The organism is Streptomyces tendae (assembly GCF_014650435.1).
In the GTDB taxonomy this organism is placed as follows: Bacteria; Actinomycetota; Actinomycetes; order Streptomycetales; family Streptomycetaceae; genus Streptomyces; species Streptomyces tendae.
The window spans coordinates 86,042-103,075 of record NZ_BMUY01000001.1; the positions used below are offsets into that span (position 1 = coordinate 86,042).

General features: G+C 68.4%; 20 protein-coding genes. 13 read left to right on the top strand and 7 right to left on the bottom strand.

The window, feature by feature from the left end:
* Window positions 1-110: 110 nt before the first annotated feature.
* From IE258_RS00375 to IE258_RS00405, 7 genes are all read left to right on the top strand, one after another.
* Window positions 111-740 carry a hypothetical protein gene (locus IE258_RS00375; RefSeq protein WP_189737466.1) on the top strand — a complete coding sequence of 210 codons (630 nt, stop codon included), beginning with the start codon at window positions 111-113 and terminating at the stop codon, window positions 738-740.
* 228 nt (window positions 741-968) lie between these two features.
* Window positions 969-1,268 (top strand): WXG100 family type VII secretion target, encoded by a 300-nt coding sequence (locus IE258_RS00380; protein ID WP_087807860.1) that lies wholly within the window; start codon window positions 969-971, stop codon window positions 1,266-1,268.
* A gap of 95 nt (window positions 1,269-1,363) precedes the next feature.
* Window positions 1,364-1,675, top strand: coding sequence for a hypothetical protein (locus IE258_RS00385; protein ID WP_189737469.1), 312 nt, complete (start codon window positions 1,364-1,366; stop codon window positions 1,673-1,675).
* Between the two features lie 2 nt (window positions 1,676-1,677).
* Window positions 1,678-2,931, top strand: coding sequence for a putative T7SS-secreted protein (locus IE258_RS00390; protein ID WP_189737472.1), 1,254 nt, complete (start codon window positions 1,678-1,680; stop codon window positions 2,929-2,931).
* Window positions 2,932-2,943: 12 nt separating this feature from the next.
* A complete protein-coding gene (locus IE258_RS00395) occupies window positions 2,944-3,516 on the top strand; it encodes a hypothetical protein (protein ID WP_189737475.1) in 573 nt (190 codons plus the stop codon).
* On the top strand, window positions 3,513-4,211 hold the full coding sequence (locus IE258_RS00400) for a hypothetical protein (RefSeq protein ID WP_189737479.1): 699 nt from the start codon (window positions 3,513-3,515) through the stop codon (window positions 4,209-4,211). Before IE258_RS00395 ends, IE258_RS00400 begins: the two co-directional genes overlap by 4 nt.
* A gap of 110 nt (window positions 4,212-4,321) precedes the next feature.
* A complete protein-coding gene (locus tag IE258_RS00405) occupies window positions 4,322-4,792 on the top strand; it encodes a hypothetical protein (protein WP_229891891.1) in 471 nt (156 codons plus the stop codon).
* A 40-nt stretch (window positions 4,793-4,832) separates the two neighbouring features.
* On the opposite strand, the gene IE258_RS00410 is transcribed toward IE258_RS00405, so the two are convergent.
* From IE258_RS00410 to IE258_RS00430, 5 genes are all read right to left on the bottom strand, one after another.
* On the bottom strand, window positions 4,833-5,921 hold the full coding sequence (locus tag IE258_RS00410; protein WP_189737481.1) for a hypothetical protein: 1,089 nt from the start codon (window positions 5,919-5,921) through the stop codon (window positions 4,833-4,835).
* Window positions 5,912-6,583, bottom strand: coding sequence for a hypothetical protein (locus tag IE258_RS00415; protein ID WP_189737483.1), 672 nt, complete (start codon window positions 6,581-6,583; stop codon window positions 5,912-5,914). The genes IE258_RS00410 and IE258_RS00415 overlap by 10 nt, the downstream gene beginning before the upstream one ends.
* Before the next feature lie 76 nt (window positions 6,584-6,659).
* Window positions 6,660-7,262, bottom strand: coding sequence for a hypothetical protein (locus IE258_RS00420; protein ID WP_189737486.1), 603 nt, complete (start codon window positions 7,260-7,262; stop codon window positions 6,660-6,662).
* A complete protein-coding gene (locus tag IE258_RS00425) occupies window positions 7,256-8,017 on the bottom strand; it encodes a hypothetical protein (protein WP_189737489.1) in 762 nt (253 codons plus the stop codon). The genes IE258_RS00420 and IE258_RS00425 overlap by 7 nt, the downstream gene beginning before the upstream one ends.
* Window positions 8,014-9,363, bottom strand: a complete 1,350-nt coding sequence (locus tag IE258_RS00430) for a putative T7SS-secreted protein (RefSeq protein WP_189737492.1) — start codon at window positions 9,361-9,363, stop codon at window positions 8,014-8,016. The genes IE258_RS00425 and IE258_RS00430 overlap by 4 nt, the downstream gene beginning before the upstream one ends.
* Before the next feature lie 103 nt (window positions 9,364-9,466).
* On the opposite strand from IE258_RS00430, the gene IE258_RS00435 reads away from it, so the two are divergent.
* On the top strand, window positions 9,467-10,063 hold the full coding sequence (locus IE258_RS00435; protein WP_159329384.1) for a hypothetical protein: 597 nt from the start codon (window positions 9,467-9,469) through the stop codon (window positions 10,061-10,063).
* 4 nt (window positions 10,064-10,067) lie between these two features.
* On the opposite strand, the gene IE258_RS00440 is transcribed toward IE258_RS00435, so the two are convergent.
* Complete coding sequence (locus IE258_RS00440) at window positions 10,068-10,373, bottom strand: DUF6317 family protein (protein WP_189737494.1); 306 nt, start codon at window positions 10,371-10,373, stop codon at window positions 10,068-10,070.
* A 296-nt stretch (window positions 10,374-10,669) separates the two neighbouring features.
* On the bottom strand, window positions 10,670-11,575 hold the full coding sequence (locus tag IE258_RS00445; RefSeq protein WP_189737497.1) for a hypothetical protein: 906 nt from the start codon (window positions 11,573-11,575) through the stop codon (window positions 10,670-10,672).
* A gap of 502 nt (window positions 11,576-12,077) precedes the next feature.
* Between IE258_RS00445 and IE258_RS00450 the strand changes: the two genes are divergently transcribed.
* From IE258_RS00450 to IE258_RS00470, 5 genes are read left to right on the top strand one after another with little or no spacing between them, the layout of a single operon-like run.
* Window positions 12,078-12,797 carry a hypothetical protein gene (locus tag IE258_RS00450; RefSeq protein WP_159329388.1) on the top strand — a complete coding sequence of 240 codons (720 nt, stop codon included), beginning with the start codon at window positions 12,078-12,080 and terminating at the stop codon, window positions 12,795-12,797.
* Window positions 12,798-12,814: 17 nt separating this feature from the next.
* Complete coding sequence (locus IE258_RS00455) at window positions 12,815-13,711, top strand: hypothetical protein (protein ID WP_189737499.1); 897 nt, start codon at window positions 12,815-12,817, stop codon at window positions 13,709-13,711.
* On the top strand, window positions 13,708-15,015 hold the full coding sequence (locus IE258_RS00460; RefSeq protein ID WP_189737502.1) for a TadA family conjugal transfer-associated ATPase: 1,308 nt from the start codon (window positions 13,708-13,710) through the stop codon (window positions 15,013-15,015). Before IE258_RS00455 ends, IE258_RS00460 begins: the two co-directional genes overlap by 4 nt.
* A gap of 50 nt (window positions 15,016-15,065) precedes the next feature.
* A complete protein-coding gene (locus IE258_RS00465; RefSeq protein WP_189739211.1) occupies window positions 15,066-16,085 on the top strand; it encodes a type II secretion system F family protein in 1,020 nt (339 codons plus the stop codon).
* On the top strand, window positions 16,082-17,002 hold the full coding sequence (locus tag IE258_RS00470) for a type II secretion system F family protein (RefSeq protein WP_164459003.1): 921 nt from the start codon (window positions 16,082-16,084) through the stop codon (window positions 17,000-17,002). Before IE258_RS00465 ends, IE258_RS00470 begins: the two co-directional genes overlap by 4 nt.
* Window positions 17,003-17,034: the final 32 nt, after the last annotated feature.

A 17,034-nucleotide genomic window follows, 5' to 3' on the forward strand; every position in this document is an offset into this window, starting at 1 on the left:
GTGGCGGGGCGTGAGCCGTCCTGTCGCACCGGGTCGTCCGTCTGGACAAAGCCTCCAGAAGGTGGCCGGAACCGGCGTGCCCTGTCTGTAGCCGCACGAAAGGTCCGAGCATGACCGCACCGGACGATCCCGCTCCGCTGGATGAGACCTTCGAGTGCACCTTCGAGTTCCAGCCCGGCTGGATCGATCTCACGTTGCGCGAAGGAACCCGGGCCGAGGCCAAGGCGCTGGCCACGGAGGTCGTGAACCGGCTCAATCCACTGGGCCTCGAGATCGAGAAGAGCGCGGTCTTCGACGATGTGGTCGAACGTGCCGTGGACCTCAACGGCGACGTGCCCACACTCGCGGCGGCGTACTACTCCGAGGCGGGGGAGGCTCTGGCCAACCTCACGGTCGACTCGTACGGAGACGAGGGCGTACCCCGTCCAGGCCCGGAAGAGGTTATCCCGCTGCTTCTGCAGTGGGGCAACGCACAGGTCACGGGTGACCCCCAGATCACCCGCCTCGCGTTGGCCGCGGGGCCCGCCGTGCGCATTCAGGCGATGCTCAAGGTCAGGCGGATGCTCGGCTTCGGCCGCAAGCTGGCCGCGTTCATCAAGTACGCCGCCTTCCCACCCGGCATGGAGAGTCTCGTCGTCGTCACGGTGATCTGGGAGAAGGTCGCCCTCACGGAGCAGATCACCGAGCTGGCCGACGAAGCGGTCCGGACCATGCGCGTCACTCCGCTCCCTGGCGGGTGACACGGAGGCCACGGGTCGGGCCACCCGGACTCTTCGCCGGGCTGAGGCCGCTTCACTGGCCGGATATGTGCACCGGTTCACGTTTCCGCCGTCAGGCGTCCCTGTCGTCCCAACAGCTCCACCCGTAGGATCTTCGCTCATGCGGACGGCCGGTGGACGAACGGCCGGGTGGACCGCGTCAGTCACGCCACGGGGGAAGGCCCTGAGGCGATGGGAGGGAGAGCTGTCATGGCGAAGGACACGGACCTTACTTATGCCGAGATGGAGAAGAAGGCCACCGACCTGATCAAGGCGATGGGCGACATGGAAGACATGTTGAAGGCCATCGAGAAGGGTGTGGAGGAGCTGGTCGCCAACGGCTTCACCACGCAGAAGGCGTCCGGTGCGTACGACGAGTCCATCAAGGACTTCACCAAGGGCGCGGCCAAGACCGTCAAGGGCCTGGAGGGCCTGTCCAAGTTCCTCACCAACGCCAAGAAGGCGTACGAGGACCTGGACGAGCAGCTGGCCAAGGGCGCCAAGGGCTGATGTCGACGTCACTCCCTTGTCCGGGCGTGAGGCGGCACATACCGTGTCCAGCCGTGCCCGGATGAGGCGGTGCCTGAGGAAGAAAGTCTGAACGGGTGGCAGACAGAACTCGGCTCGACCTTGACGTGATCAAGGAATGCTCGAAGTCCCTGTACCGGATGCACCGGGAGTTCAAGGACAACGGCAACCCCGCCGAAGAGTACGGCGACGCGCTGGGCAGCGACAAACTGCGGGACGTCTTCAGCGACTTCTCCGACACCTGGAAGAAGAACCGCAAGAAGCTCATGGAAGACATCGAGAACCTCGCCAAGTACACCGGTAACGCGGCCAAGGCGTATGAGGACGTCGACCACGAGCTGGCGAACGCGCTCAGGGACGCCAAGAAGAGCGGGAAGAAGGAGAAGTAGCAGTGACAGCCCGTCCGCAGGACTGGTCACCGATGTACGACTCCGATCCGGTGCCCGGCGACCCGTATGAGGTGGCGCGGCTCGGCAAGGAGCTGCGCGGCATGGCAGACGAGATCGACAAGCAGGCGCGGAACATCAAGGCGCTGGCGTCGGTCGACGGCTGGGACAGCGACGCCGGCCGGGCGTTCCACGAGATCGCAGGCGACACATCGAGTCGCCTCAAGGACGCCTACGACCGCTACGACGAAGCCGCGATCGCCATGGGCACCAAGGTCCGGGAAGGAGGTGGAGAGTCGTCCGAGTACGCCAGCGAACTGCACCGGGCCCAGCAGTTGGCGGACAAGGGACTTCAGGAGTATCGGGACGCCGAGGTCGACTACAAGGCGGCCAACAAGATCCTGGACCCGCTCAATGGGAAAGTGCTGACGGGCGACGACGCGGTGCAGCACAGCAAGCAGCAGAAGAAGAGCGACGACGCCGCGCAGCTCATGCTCGAAGGCGAAAAAAAGATCATGAGGGCGAAGGCCATCCGGGACGATGCGGCGCGCCATGCCGCCCGGAAGATCAAGAACGTGATCCACCATGACGGGGTCAAGGACCCCGGAGGCTTCATGAACTGGATCGCGGATCACGCTGACTTGTTTTCCGCCGTGGGGACGTTCTTGGCCGTGGCGGCTTTGGTGGCTGCGGTTGTTCTTTCCGGCGGTACCCTCGCGGTGTTCCTCGTCGTTGCAGCCGGAGTGATGAGTGCCACCGCGCTGTCAGGGCGCCTTTATGACTACTTCGCTCGAGGTGGAAAGCTCGACCTGCTCAAGATGGGCCTCGACGTCCTGGGGATCATTCCCGGACTCGGGGCGATCAAGGGCCTCACGGCGGCGGCAAAGGGAGCACGCCTGCTCGCTGCGAGGAACGCCATCTGGTCCGGATTCACCAACGGGTTCGCGGTGAAGAACTTCAACAAGGGAGTCGTCTGGGCCTCGAAGTTCTTGAAGAGCAAGGACATCACCAAGATCAAGCTGCCGCCGGGTGGATTCAGCCCGGAAGTCCTTACCCGTTACATCAAGGGTGGATCGTTGGTCAACTTGGGCGTACACAGCGTGGTGAAGTTGAAGAACCGGTTCGAAGAACTCGGTGACTCGTCCAACGAGGGCAGGACACCGAACCAAGGACCCCGGCCCACACCGTCGCCATCGCCGCAGCCAAGCCCGAAACCGCGGTCGACGGCATTCCATTCCGCACTCGCCCCCACTGGGTAAGGAGATGACCCTGTGAGCGACTACCACGCCATGGAGCCCGGAACGTTCGTCGACGACCAGGGTGCCGTCCACACCATGGTGCCGTCGTCGGTCGTGGCCGCCGTTCCGGAAGCCAAGGCCGCCGCCGAGCGTTTCGGGCAAGAGGTGCGCTTCGACTTCCTTGACGACAGGGCCGTGCACTGGATGCTCTTCCAGCGGCGTGAGGACACGGAGAAGGGGAGCCTTCTTGGGTGTCTGCTCGCCCTGCCACTGTTTGTCTTCGGTGTGGGGGCCTGGCCTTTCTGGGATCTCGTCGCATCCCAGAAGCCGCGCCAGTTCCAGATCGCCTTCATCGCCGTGGACGCCGTCATCGTCTGCGCCGCAATTGTCGCCATCGTCCTGGTCCGGCGGCGCAGCCTCCTCGACCCGGTCGTGCGCAATGTGCGGTGCCGCGCCCGTCTGTACCGAAAGATCGTCGGCATGGCCCGCAAAGGTGGGGCCGAAATTCCGAGCATGTACCCCTATTACGGTATGTACGCCACCTCGCGGAAGTTCTTCCCCGAAGCGCCGGAACGCCCCATACCTGAGAGGGAAGAGTCCCCGTGACGAGCCAGCCCGAACTCGCCGAGTTGATACCCACCCACCCTGCCCCGCCCGTGCTCCGCGCAGACGATATCCAGGTGCGGTGGGTGATGCCGGAGATCTTCCACGACATCCCGATCCAGGAGACGGACGACGACGAGGCGGTCCGCCTGCTGGGCGAACTCGTGGAGAAGGCCCTTCCGGGGGCCGGGCAAGAGGCTCAGACGGCACTCGCAGTCACGTGTGCGCTGGGCGTCGACGACCTGCTGGCGGCGGGCGCCCAGTACGCCGGTCTCTGCGTCACGGCGGTCGACGACACCCCCTGCACCGCGACGGTGTACGCCGCCCTGGTGGACAGTCCGGAAGACTCGGACGTGGCCGATGCGGTGAAGGCGATCGCCGCGGACCTTCGCAAGTCCGGCGACGCGGAGGTCTCCGAGATCGAGCTGCCGTGTGGATCAGCCGTGTCGTATATCGGCAGCCGCGAGGACAAGCTGGTCGCTGAACTTACGGCCTCGGGCGAGGAGCTCACCTTCCCGAACTGGTACATACGGGTCTACGTGCCGCTTCCGAACGGCACCTCTCTCATGATGGAGATGTCGACGCCCACCATGGCGGGGTGGGACGTGTTTTCGACCATGTTCGGCAACACCGTCAGCAGCATCCGCTTGTTCCGCGCCGACGGAACGCCGCTCATCACCTCCGCGGCGGCAACGTGACCGGGCCCGTACCTGACGCCCCGCCCTCGGACTACCGCATCCTCGTACCCCGCGACTGGTTTCGTGTCGACCTCACGCAGGAGCGCTGGCGCGGTCAGTTGAAGACTTACGTGGACAAGGAGTTCGCCGGGAGCGGGACTTCCGGGGACGTCCCCCGCAGCGTCTGGACCATCCTCCGCAACACGGCCGAGAACGGCCTGGCCCGCGGTGCGCTGGAATTCTTCCTCCGCACGGAATCGTCCGAGGGCACGGCGATCGCACCGGCCTCCCTTCTGATCTCCTGGCCACCGATGCCTCGCGGAGTTGCGCCGACGGCCGAGGCATTCGCCGAGGCGTTGAGCGAGCGCAGAAGCTCGGATCGCGACGCCGAGGCCGACGTGGGCGTCGTCGACATGCCGGCCGGGCCTACGGTGCGAGTCCGCACGGCGACGACGCTGGATCACCATGTTCGGATGCCGGGTGATGCGGGCTACCTGCACCTGGCTTTTTCGATGCCGCTCAGCGGTACCGAGGGACCCATGGGCGATCTTTGTGACGCCATGGCCGAATCCCTGCGCTGGGTTCCGGGGCGGTCACTGTAACCACAAGGACCCTTCTCTCCTACACGGCGAACCCGCCCCATCAGCGGTTGACCGCCTGGATTTCCTGGACCGTGACGGCCTGGGCGTTCTCGAAGGTGCCGTCGGGCAGGTCGCCGCCCGCGCCGCCGGTGCCGGTCCAGGCGATCTCCCAGGTGATGGTGGCCTGGAGGTCGAAGGTGCCGTCTCCGGAGGAGCGGAGGTACTTGATGCCGCAGGGCGGAGTCCGGTCGGCCTTGCCCTGGGCGTAGGGCTCGCCGATCGAGCCGTCGACGTTGATCGTGCACTCGCCTGAGGCGGGGTACGTCTCGGCATCCGGGGTGCCCGGCTCCAGCTTGAGCGATACCGGCTTCGCGGTGGTCGTGGCCGTGAGGGCGAAGCCGGGGGCGTCGATGGCCGCCGTGGCCTGGACCTCGTGGAAGTCGGCCTTGTCGAGCCAGGCCCAGGTCGGCAGGTTCACCTTCGTGGTCACGGCGGGGGCGAGGGTGACCTCGGTGCCGGGCAGCTCCATGTGCTGGTACGCGAGGGCGGCGAGTATCTCCGGCGTGATGGCCTCCTCGTACTGGGGCGGCGGGGCCTCGCCGTTGTCGACCCAGAACGGGAGGTCGGTGCACGAGTTGCGCTTCAGATAGTCGGGCTCGTTCGGATTCTCGACGCCGGCCCAGAACATCCCCTCGCCGTCCTTGGCGACGTTGTAGTCCTTGTAACCGGGGGTGTCCGTCCAGCCGTACTCGTCCTCGTAGTGCGCCTTCGTCTGGCCGATCGCCGCGGCGGGGGTCCCGGTCATGCCGGGCGCGCTCGCGGCCTCCTCTATCTCGGCGGACATCTTCTTCTTGAAGTCCTTGGCGCCGAGGTAGGGGGCGTACCAGCAGGGCGGGGGAGTCCAATCGACGTCGGCGGACGTCACGTTTCCGGTGCCGCCGTTCGGGGCGACGGAACCGGAGTACGTGATGCGTGCGGCTGCGTAGATGCCGGTCTTGTCGCCGCCGCCGGACTGTTCGGTGTCGGCGCCCTGGCCGTTGCTCGGCTGCTCTCCCGCGTACGCAGGATCCGCGAGGGAGGTGCCCAGGGCCAACGTCAGAGCAGCCAGGCCGGTGATGAGGGCCGTGCGCCGTGACGTCGTCACTGACATTTCGCCGCCTTCGTTTCGACGAACACCTTGGACGCCTGCCACATCCCGTCCCCCGTCGGGTACTTGGACATGACGATCTTGAAGTAGTCGAAGTCCGTGATGCTGGGTGTGCCCTTCAGGACTTTCCCGGTCTTGACCTCTTTGGAGTAGAACTTGCTCGAGTCCACGCAGAACGCGACTTCCACCGAGTTGCCGTTGGGGGCGGACCGAGTGGTGGCCTGGTAGTGGCGGCGGGTGCCGGTCGACGTCCAGTCGCCTTCGAGTCGGGCGTCGATCTGCGTGCGCGCGTACTTCAGCCCGTCCCCGGTGGCGTAGGTGGCCAAGGAGGCGTCCTTGGTCGTGCGCTTGTCGACGCCCCGGTAGATGGCGCGAACGTAGTTTGCCGCGTCGTCCATCGCGGCCGCTTCGTTCTTGTCCTTCGGCTTGTCCCAGTCGAAGACCAGGTTCATGTCCTTGGGGAGGGACAGGTCCACGCCGTCCGGCTTGTCCTCCGCCGGTGCCGCCGAAGACTCGGCTGTCGCGCTCGGGGTCACAGACCCCTGGTCCGCTCCCGCGATCTTGTCGTTGTCGCTGGACTTGTCGTCCCCGCCTCCGCAGGCCGTCAGCAGCAAGGCGGCTGAGGCGGCGAGCGCGGCAGCAACGGGCAAAGAGCGGCGCTTCACAGTGGACTCCCCGTGAGACAGAAGTGCGGTCGAGGCTACTGACCGTATCTGCGTGCTTCCCGATTTCGCCAGAGCGCTAGGCAAGTGACGGATTCGAGGGCCAGTCGACCCCGGAGTCCCGGAGCACGCGACTGTATTTCCTGTACCGGTGCCGTGCGATGGCGAGGCCCGTCAGCCACAGGGCGGCGAAGAACAGCCAGACGGCGCCGCACACCAGCAGCGACTGGGCGCTGAAACCGGTCTGGGACAGGGGAATGAGCATGGCCACCAGCAGGACCAGGAGGGCGGTCAGTCCCCGGCGTCGGTGGGTGCGGCTGTAGTCGACCATGATGCGGGCGTGCAGGAGATCGACCTCGTGCCGCACCTCGGGCAGTGGCCGCAGGCGGCGGCCCCCGGGGCGCATGCCGGGCAGCGGCCCGCCGTCCGGCGCAGCGGGGTAGTGCTGTGCGCTCCACGCCGCCCGCTCCGGCGCGTCCGGCAGTCGGCGGAAGGCGAAGTACGGGTTCGGGCTCCCCTTGGGGGAGAGCGGGGAGAGCCCGTCGTACCGGTATCCGTACTGCTCGGCGATGTAGGCGAAGGCCGCGAATCTGCGCCACGACCATTGGAGATTGCGCGTTTCATACCGCTCCCGGCTCCGCGCACTCTCCCGGAGCAGCGCTCTGAGCTGAGCTTTCAGCATCCATGCCGTCCCGGGGCAGGGTCGGCGTCCCCGTGTGGCTCGCCGAACCTGAGCGTGCGGCCGATGTGGGCGAGGCGCGCGCTGTAGGAGTCGAGCAGGAAGACGGACGGTGTGGAGATGGTGACGTACACGCAGTAGCTGTGGGGTGCCGGGACGATCAACTGCAGGGCCGCCATCGGAAGGGGTGGTACGGCGATCCCGGCCTCGATGGGGGGAAGTCGCAGCGTGCGCAGGGACGTCGACATGACGCCCGGCCCGCACGGAAGCTTCGTGGCGAGCACCATGTCCTGGGGACCCTGCAGCCCCTCTCCCAGAGGGAAGGCGATCTCTTCCAGGCGGTCTTCGACGACGTTTGCGAAGAACTTCTTGGCGGTCGCCTGGTAGATGCCCTCGGCGGTGAAAAGTCGTCGGGCGGGGCTGTGCCCACTCGGGCGGACGGTGACCGCGAGCAGGCCCATGGACAGGCGTTCTCCCCCGTCCACCTCCTCCGTGCCGACGCACATGGCGGTGAGGAGCACGTTCTCCCTGGCGCTCAGCAGCGGCAACTGGCGGCGCAGGCCCTCGCTGGCGGCGTCCCGTGCCTCCGCGTCCGCTCCCGGCAGCAGTTCCGCCATGGCCTCGCGCCAGCCGTCGGACTCCGTCGGTTCCGGAAGCCGGACGAATTCGTCCGGAACGTCGTGGTGGAAGGCGTAGTGAAAGGGCGCGGTCGTGCTGCGCTCGATGTCACCGGTCGGGCCGTGGGACACGGCGCTCATGCGGCCGTACCCATCTGCGAGGGATCGAGGTGCTTGGTGAAGGTACCGCCCGACGAGGTGAGGGCGGTCTGCGTGTCGAAGGTGGGGGACGTCGGTCCGGGTGCCATGACCTCGCCGTCGTCGGTGGCGCCGAAGTAGTCCATGAACGGTCCGACGACCGGAATGTCGCCGATCTTGAACTCGCCGTCCGTCCACCGGCCCTGGTCCCAGGTGCCGTTGTGCATGTTGGAGCCGATCGCCAGCGCGGCACCGGACCACGTCGCCGCCTTGTCGACGGCGGTGCCGGCGGCGACGAACGACCAGCCCTTGCCTGCCATGCCCAGACCCCGTGCGGAGTTGGCGACCCCGCTGGGAAGCCCGCGCAGGCCGTTGAGGATGTTGCCGAACCGGACGTTGCCGAGTGCCTTCATGAAGCCGGACGACAGCCGCAGTTCCCGGCCGGCGTTGACCAGGGCGCGGCCGGACTGGGCGAGCCGGGCGCCGGCCAGGCTGAGACCGCCGGCGAACACACCGACGGCGTCCCATGCGATGGTCTCCCAGGTCACGTCGGCTCCACCGGCCTTGGCAGCCAGGTGGAAGGCGAGCGCCAGCCCTGCGATGACGAACGCGGCCACTCCGAGGCCGGAGAAGAAGATCGCGAGGACACCGACGACCATGGCGATGTCCGCGAGAATGTCACCGATCAGCTTCCAGAAGTTCGGGTCCGTGATGGTGTCCCAGGCGTCCGAGAGCAGGTCGCCCACCGCGTCCAGCGCCTCCTCGAACCAGCCTGGCTCGGGAGGCGCGTCGTCCGCGGCACCCTTGACCAGACGCGTGACGTCCGCCGCCGCCTGACCATGCTCGCTCTGGAGCGAGTGCGCCCGGCTGCGGATGGCGGACAGTTCTCCGCTGGCGGTCTCCAGGGACTTCTTCTTCTCCTTGGAGTCCTTCTCGTGCTTCTTCTCGTCCGCGTCCGACAGCCCTACGGTGGACGAGGGCAGCGAATCCACCGCGCTCTGCGCGGAGTTGACTTTCCGGGCCGCTTCCGCCGCCTCTTCCTCCAGCTTCCGTGCCCTGGACTGGAATCCGTCCAGCTGCGTCTCCCAGCTGCCGAGGGCCCGGTGCGCGGCGTCCAGCGACCCCAGAGCCTTCTTCAGGTACGGGGGAACGGGCGAGTAGGTGTCCTGGAACGCCGTGGCCGCTTTGCCCGCCCAAATGCCGTCCGCGGTTCCCATTTTGCTCAGCTCCGTCTGGGCGGTGTCGCTGCCGCTGGTGACACGGCCCACCGCCTTCACCAGATCCCGGACGGCCTCAAGATCGCCGGGTGCTGGATCGAACCCCAGATTCGGGTATTTTTCGGAACTCATCGGACTTCTCCCCGTGCTTTTGTGCTGGCTGAGCCGGTAAGTTACCAGCGGCGTCCGTATGTCACGATGGGGCGGCCCCGTACGAGCCGAGGAGGAGGCGGTCATGGACGAACGGCATCTCCTGAACGGGCTGATGAAGGCTGTCGCGGAGGAGGCGCGTGAGTTCACCGTCAGACCGCATTTTCCCGGCCTGAAGAAATTCGCGGCCTTCGCGTATGTTGCCGCGAGTTTCGGCTATCGCTACGTCGGACACGCTCCCGGAAACGCCGCCCTGAACAATCCCTTCTTCCTGTTTGTTCGCATGCCTGACGCTCGTGAGCGGACCGCGGCTCTCCAAGCCGTCCGCCGACAGGCTCCCGGCCGGACCCCGCTGCCGGGCATGCGCCCGGGATCTGGTCTCACTCCGGTCCCGGAGGTACGGCCCCAGGTGGAACTGCTCTACTCGCAGATGGTTGTCGACGCGAGCGGCCGGTACAACCCGCGCGTCCTGAGCAACATCCTCATTCTGCCGGTCGTCATGGCGATCTTCCTCATCTTTCCCGGGTACACGGTGAAGAACGTCCTCGTCGCGGCGGGAATCTGGCTCGTCTTCTTCGTCCTCTACCTCGTCGGTCTCGGCGTGACGCGGCGGCGAAGGCGCACACATCTCAGCCGTCTATCCGCCGCGGGCGTGGAGTGGCCGCCACGAGTCGAGGTGTGAGCCGTTACTTCTCGGACTTCGCTGCGGTCTTCTTCAGCTCGTCGTAGAGCGACTGATCCATTTTGAGGAACTCCTCGGACGCCTTGTTCGCGAACTTGGAGACACCCTTCGTCAGCTTCGACAACTGTCCGAATCCGTAGTCCCAGGAATCGGCGAAGTCGTCGCATGCCGACTGGAGTTCGGCGTGCCCGACCTGGCTGGAGTCGGCCCGCTTCATCTCCTGCGACGCCTCCTTCATGCGGCCGCCGCTGTTCTCCAGCGTTTTCGCCATCTCCTTGACGTCGTCGGAGAAGAATTTCAGGAACGACATGTGTGCCTGCTCTGTGGGGTGGTGGTCATCGGTCGATCAACTGGATTTCCTGCACGGTGACCGCCTGGGCGTTCTCGAAGGTGCCGTCGGCAGTCGCCGGTGGCGCAGGTGGCCAAGGCGCTTCACAGTGGACTCCCCGTGAGGCAGAAGTGCGGTCAAGGCTACTGACGCTATCCGCGTGCTTCCCGGTTTCGCCAGAGTGAACTGACTCGGGAATCGCTACGGTGCTCTGGACGCGCGAGGGACTTCCGCCACGTGACTCCTCGTCCCCCGCCACTCCGTAGGGGGAGAGGGGGTCAGTGGTGGTCGTCGAGCAGTGCGCGCAGCTGCGGGGAGAGCTCCGGTACGCTTGCGCCCGCTGCCTGCGCGGCCTGAAGCTCCTTGACGTACTTCAGGGCTTCCTCGCGCAGCGCCTCCTTCTCGCGGCCCTGGCGACGGCCCGCGAGCCAGACCCAGATGGCCACGGGGACGAGGAGGAGGGCCGCGAATCCGACCTCCGTGCCCACGGTGACGGCCCATGTCACGCCGCCCCCGCCGGCCAGGACCAGGAGCCAACCCACCTCGTCGTGCCAGCCGCCCGCGTCCGCCGTTTGCTCGTAGTAGGACACGGCCCAGGGCTTCGGCGGGACGGGGACAGGGGCGGTGGCGGGCAGGGTGACCGAGGACGAGGGGGCCGTCTCCGTCTCGGCGGGGGCCTCCGGTGCCGGTTCCACCGGCGGATACGTCGGGATCGGGGCCGCGCCCGTTCCGCCTCCGCCGTTCGTCCGGCCCTCCAGCCATGGCGGTATGTGTGCCAGCGGGATGCCGTGGGCGCGGGCGACGCCGAGGACCTCGCGGTAACCGGCCAAGGGGCCGTTGCGCAGTGCGTGCTTCCACTGGGCTCGCGCGTGTACGAGCAGGGCAGCGCCGATGACCGTCAGGCCGCCGGCGGTCCCCAGCACGGCGAACAGGTGGGCGTCCAGCACCGGGGACAGCGGGATCCCGAACGGCAGGAACATGCCTGCCATCAGCGTCAGCAGCCCCAGATAGGCCGCCGGTCGGCGTTGTTCCCTCTCCAGGGACCTGCGGCGCTCGGTCAGCAGCGCCGTCACGGCCGCGTCGTCGGTGTAGTCGACGCCGTACCGGGCACCGATGCCCCGCGCGGCCTCCCGTACCCGGGCGTCGGCTCTCAACGCCGCGCCGCTCACCGGAAGTAGCCCCATTTCTGTCCCCCACTCTCTCTGCGTACGCACCCCGTCACCGATCCGAGCGAAGATCATGGCACGGGCCGTCGGGTCCCTCGTGAGTGAATCGTGCAGGACCGATGGGCGCTGCGTGACGAACAGCACGCGGACGGTGTCCGGGGCTGGTCGTCGTGGATTCGCGCGAGCACAGTGAGAGTGACTGCTTGGCGGGCCGTGCTCAAAGGGGCTCCACCGGTGCGAAGTTGCAGATGAGTAACGGCGTGCGGGGGTGTCGGGCAGGGGGTGGGCATGCCTTGAGGGGCTTATGTGCGGCTGATACGGTGCGATGGCTTGACACTCGCCTTACTGCTGGTTATTCGCCCAGGTCGGGCGGGTGCGTCAGGGGATGCCCCGGGACGCCAACGGTCGGGCGGGCACGGGCGAAGTGTCCGAAATTGCAGATGATTCTGCGGACTTGGGCGATCGACGCCCGAGTGAGTACGTGGCAGACAACTTTCTTGGTCGTACGGGGAGCGGTTGCGTGAAGATCCAGGAGCGTACGGGGGCGGGCGCGGGACGTTCCGCGGCTCCGGCTCAGCCGTCGGTCGGTGACCGGCTTCCCAGCCCTCCTCGCGAGCGCAAACCGGCGCTGGCCGCGCTGGCGGTGCTGCTGATCCTGGTGGGCGCGCTGGGCGCGACGATGCTGGTGCTGCGGGCCGGGGACCGGGTGGAGGCCATCCAGCTGACGGCCGACGTCAAGGCAGGTGAGTCCATCACCGACGACAACATCAAGTCCGTCATGGTGAACGACGACTCCGGGGCCAACTTCGTCGCCTGGTCCCAGCGCGAGAGCCTGATGAAGCTCCAGGCCAAGTCCACCCTCTACAAGGGCACGGTGGTCGTCGGCGAGATGTTCGCCGACAAGTCCGGCATGGAGGAGGGCAAGGCCACCGTCGGTGTCTCCCTCAAGGAGGGCCAGTACCCGAAGGGCCTGGGCTCGGGCGACAACGTCGCCGTCTACCGCGTCGGCAACAAGACCTCCGGCGGCGACCAGGACGGCGGCGCCTCCGGCTCGGCCGGTGCCGACAACTCGCTGCTGGTCGAGCGCGCGGTGGTCGAGTCCGCCGGTGCGAGCTCGAGCGACAGCATCACCAGCACCAACCTGCCCGTCACACTGACCGTCGACGCCGCGGACGTCCCGGCGCTGACACAGGCCGCGTCCGCCGGCGAGGTCGCCGTCGTCCTCATCCCCGGCAACTAGAAGGCGACGACGTAGCCATGGCCCTCATCGCTCTCGCCGCCGACAAGGGTTCCCCCGGCGTCACCACCGCGGCCGTCGCCCTCGCGGCGGTCTGGCCGCGCCGTGTCCTGCTCGCCGAGACCGACCCGGCGGGCGGCGACCTGGTGTACCGGTCGGCCGCCGCGCACGGCGGTCCGCTGAACCCGAACACCGGCATGCTGTCGATCGCCGCCACCGCGCGCCGCGGCCTCGTGCCCGACCAGCTCTGGGACCACGTACAGCCGCTCAGCGGCGGCCTCGAAGTCCTCGTCGGACTCGGCATCTCCGAGCAGGCCGCCGGGCTCGCCGGGCTGTGGCCCACCCTGGGCCGGGCCTTCGCCTCCCTCGCCGACTCCCCGAACGCGCCCGCCGACGTCATCGCCGACTGCGGCCGCGTCAGCGGGGACTCCCCGGCCACCGAACTCTTCCCGCACGCCGCCCTGGTGCTGCTGATCTCCCGTACCGAACCGGAGGCCATCGCCCGGGTACGGGACCGCGCCGCCGCCCTGTCCAACAAGCTGCACGGCGGAGCGCGCGGTGCCTCCGGGCTCGGCCTGCCGCTGATCGGCGTCGTCCTCGTCGCCGACACGAACAACGCGGCCAAGCTCTCCGGCCAGGTCAACGACATGCTGGTGCACGCCCAGACCGGCGCCCGCGTGGTCGGCACGATCGCCGACGACCCGGCAGGCGCGGACCAGTTGGCCGGGCGCAGGCGGGGCCGGCTGGAGAAGTCGCTGCTCATCCGCTCGGCCCGCAAGGTCACCTCGGACCTGTACCAGCAGTTCGGCGCCGCCTGGTCGATGCCCACCACCGGTCCGGCCGGCCACCCCGGCCCCGGTGCCGCGGGCCATGCCGGGCCGGCCGGCATGTCCGGCCAGGCGGGGGCCGGCCGATGACCGCTGTCGACCACTCGTTGGTCAAGCGGTTCCGGCAGGACGCCGGTGACCGCATCGCCGAGCAGCGCCGCCAGGACCAGGTCTCCGGTGTCACGCCGATGTCCACCGAGGACGAACGGCACTACGCCCGCGCCGTCATCGCGCAGATACTCGAGGAGTACGCCCGCGCCGAGATCAACGCCGGGCGTACGCCGCTGGACGCGGAGACGGAGGAGGCGTACGCGGCCGCCGTGCACGCCGCGCTCTTCGGCGTCGGGCGGCTGCAGCCGCTGCTCGACGACCCCGAGGTCGAGAACATCGACATCAACGGCTGCGACCACGTCTTCGTCGGCTACTCCGACGGGCGTGAGACGCGCGGCGAGCCGGTCGCCGAGACCGACGAGGAACTCATCGAGCTGATCCAGATCCTCGGCGCCTACTCGGGCCTGTCCTCCCGCCCCTTCGACTCCGCCAACCCGCAGCTCGACCTCAGGCTGCCGGACGGTTCGCGACTGTCGGCGGTCATGGACGTCGCCCGGCGCCCGGCGCTCTCCATCCGCCGCGCCCGCCTGGGCAAGGTCTTCATCTCCGACCTGGTCGGCAACGGCACCCTCACCCCCGAGCTGGGCCACTTCCTGGCCTGCGCGGTCCGGGCCCGCAAGAACATCATGATCGCGGGCGCCACCAACGCCGGCAAGACGACGCTGCTGCGCGCCCTCGCCAACGAGATCCCGCCGCACGAGCGGCTGATCACCGTGGAACGCGCGCTGGAGCTGGGCCTGGACACCTTCCCCGAACTCCACCCCAACGTCGTGGCGTTCGAGGAGCGGCTGCCCAACTCCGAGGGCCAGGGCGCCATCACCATGGCGGAACTGGTCCGCCGTTCCCTGCGTATGAACCCCTCCCGCGTCATCGTCGGTGAGGTGCTCGGCGACGAGATCGTCACCATGCTGAACGCGATGTCGCAGGGCAACGACGGCTCGCTCTCCACGATCCACGCCAACAGCTCGCACGAGGTCTTCAACCGCATCTCCACGTACGCCCTCCAGGCGACCGAGCGGCTGCCGATCGAGGCCAGCCAGATGCTGGTGGCCGGCGCCGTCAACTTCGTCGTCTTCGTCCAGCGGCGCAACGACTTCCAGAGCGGCGGCCGCCTCCAGCGCATGGTGACCTCGGTCCGCGAGGTCAACGGTGTCGACGGCCGCGTGCTGTCCAGCGAGGTGTTCGCCGAGGCGCCCGACGGCCAGGTCGTACCGCACGCCCCCATCGCCTGCCTGGAGGATCTCATCGCCTACGGCTACCGGCCCAACGGAACGTGGGGGTGACGAGGACGATGCGGACGACCACACTCGCGGCACTGGACTCGCTCGGCTCCATGGGCGGACTGTTCTCGACCACGATCCTGTACGCGCTCGGCTGCGGTGTCGCCGTCGGCGGCGGCCTCGCCCTCTTCCTGGTCGCGGTACGCGGACTGCCCGCCAAGCCCGAGCACGAGAAGCGGCAGGCCAGCGAGCGCGTCAACGAGCTGATCCGCTGGGCCGGCCGGCGCGGTTCCGCCGCGGCCCTCGTCGGCCTCGTCGTCCTGCTCCTGACCCGCTGGGCGGTGCTCGGCATCGCGGCCGGCGTCCTGGTCTTCTTCTGGGACCGCCTCTTCGGCGGTGCCGCCGAGGAACGCGCCGCCATGAAGCGGGTCGAGGCGCTCGCCTCCTGGACCGAGTCGCTGCGCGACACCATCGCGGGCGCGGTCGGCCTTGAGCAGGCCATCCCCGCCTCCGCCCGAGCCGCCGCGCCGGTACTCCGCCCCCACCTGGACGCCCTGGTCGACCGGCTGCGCTCGCGCACCCCGCTGCCCGACGCGCTCCAGCACCTCGCGGACGAGATCGACGACGCGTCCGCCGACATCATCGTCGCGGCGCTGATCCTCAACGCGCGGCTGCGCGGCCCGGGTCTGCGGCAGGTCCTCGGCGCGCTCGCCAAGTCGGCGCGCGAGGAGGTCGACATGCGCCAGCGCGTGATGGCGCAGCGCGCCTCGACCCGCCGCTCCGTACAGATCGTGGTCGCGGTGTCCGTGCTCTTCGTCCTCGGCCTGTCCATCTTCAACCGGGACTTCGTCGAGCCGTACGGCTCACCCGTCGGCCAGCTCGTCCTGGCCTGCGTGTGCGGGCTGTTCGCGCTCGGCTTCTGGTGGCTGCGCAAGCTGTCGACCATCGAGACGCCGGAACGCTTCCTGGTCCGCGACGGTTCCGACGTCCAGTTCGTACGGCCCCGCACGCCGGGTCAGCCGGGCCACGCCGGCCAGCCGGGCCAGCCCGTGCAGCGCCTGCCGCATCCGACGCAGTCGGCGCAACCGGCGCAGCCGTCGTCGGCGTCTGGGGACGAGGGGGTACGACGATGAACCTGACAATGCCGGTGCTGGTCGGCGCCGTCATCGGGCTGGGGATCTACGCCCTGGTCCGGGCCCTGATGCCGAGCAGACGCAGCCCGATCCAGCAGGTCGCCCGGATCGACGCGATGCGGGCGCGCGGGGCGGCGTACGAGTCGTCCCGTGCGGCGAAGGACACCAGCCGTCTCGGTTCGCTGCGGGCCCAGGTCGGCGCCCGGGTCGCCGAGCTGTACCTCCAGCAGGGCTGGGAGCAGCGCTCGCTGCGCGCGGACCTGGCGGTGCTCGACCGGAGCTGGGAGAAGTTCCTGGCGACCAAGGCGCTGCTGGCCGCGGGCGGGCTGTTCTTCGGCCCGTTCCTGTTCGCCATCGTCTGGCAGCTGGGCTTCGGCAGCAGTCCGATCATCCCGGTCTGGCTGGCCCTGCTCTGCGCCGGGCTCTTCTTCTTCCTCCCCGACCTGGAGGTGCGCAGGGACGCCGCCGAGAAGCGCCGTGACCTGCGGCGCGTGATCGGCGCCTACCTGGACCTGGTCTCCATGAGCCTGGCCGGCGGCCGCGGTCTGCCGGAGGCGCTGATGGCGGCGGCGGAGGTGTCGGACGGCTGGGCCACCCACCGCATCCGCAACGCGCTGGCCGACGCGCGCATCACGGGCATCAGCCAGTGGCAGGCGCTGGGCCAGCTCGGCGAGGACCTGGGCGTCGAGGAACTCAAGGACCTCTCCGCCTCCCTCGCCCTGGTGGCGGACGACGGCGCCAAGGTCCGCGAGTCCCTCGCCTCCCGCGCCGAGACCATGCGGCACCGCGAACTCGCCGAGATCGAGGGCAGCGCGGGCGAGAAGTCCCAGTCGATGCTCGTGGCCCAGCTCCTGCTGTGCGCCGGGTTCCTGGTGTTCCTGATCTATCCGGCGGCGATGAGGGTGTTCCAGGTGTGACGCACTCTCCGGCGCACCTGCCGCCGCCCCGA

Bases quoted from the DNA above. Each gene is read 5' to 3' on its own strand.
- IE258_RS00410 (WP_189737481.1), bottom strand. From the start codon at position 5,921: ATGTCAGTGACGACGTCACGGCGCACGGCCCTCATCACCGGCCTGGCT.
- IE258_RS00440 (WP_189737494.1), bottom strand. From the start codon at position 10,373: ATGTCGTTCCTGAAATTCTTCTCCGACGACGTCAAGGAGATGGCGAAA.
- IE258_RS00470 (WP_164459003.1), top strand. From the start codon at position 16,082: ATGAACCTGACAATGCCGGTGCTGGTCGGCGCCGTCATCGGGCTGGGG.
- IE258_RS00435 (WP_159329384.1), top strand. From the start codon at position 9,467: ATGGACGAACGGCATCTCCTGAACGGGCTGATGAAGGCTGTCGCGGAG.
- IE258_RS00465 (WP_189739211.1), top strand. From the start codon at position 15,066: ATGGGCGGACTGTTCTCGACCACGATCCTGTACGCGCTCGGCTGCGGT.
- IE258_RS00455 (WP_189737499.1), top strand. From the start codon at position 12,815: ATGGCCCTCATCGCTCTCGCCGCCGACAAGGGTTCCCCCGGCGTCACC.
- IE258_RS00460 (WP_189737502.1), top strand. From the start codon at position 13,708: ATGACCGCTGTCGACCACTCGTTGGTCAAGCGGTTCCGGCAGGACGCC.
- IE258_RS00425 (WP_189737489.1), bottom strand. From the start codon at position 8,017: ATGAGCGCCGTGTCCCACGGCCCGACCGGTGACATCGAGCGCAGCACG.
- IE258_RS00445 (WP_189737497.1), bottom strand. From the start codon at position 11,575: ATGGGGCTACTTCCGGTGAGCGGCGCGGCGTTGAGAGCCGACGCCCGG.
- IE258_RS00375 (WP_189737466.1), top strand. From the start codon at position 111: ATGACCGCACCGGACGATCCCGCTCCGCTGGATGAGACCTTCGAGTGC.
- IE258_RS00420 (WP_189737486.1), bottom strand. From the start codon at position 7,262: ATGCTGAAAGCTCAGCTCAGAGCGCTGCTCCGGGAGAGTGCGCGGAGC.
- IE258_RS00380 (WP_087807860.1), top strand. From the start codon at position 969: ATGGCGAAGGACACGGACCTTACTTATGCCGAGATGGAGAAGAAGGCC.
- IE258_RS00430 (WP_189737492.1), bottom strand. From the start codon at position 9,363: ATGAGTTCCGAAAAATACCCGAATCTGGGGTTCGATCCAGCACCCGGC.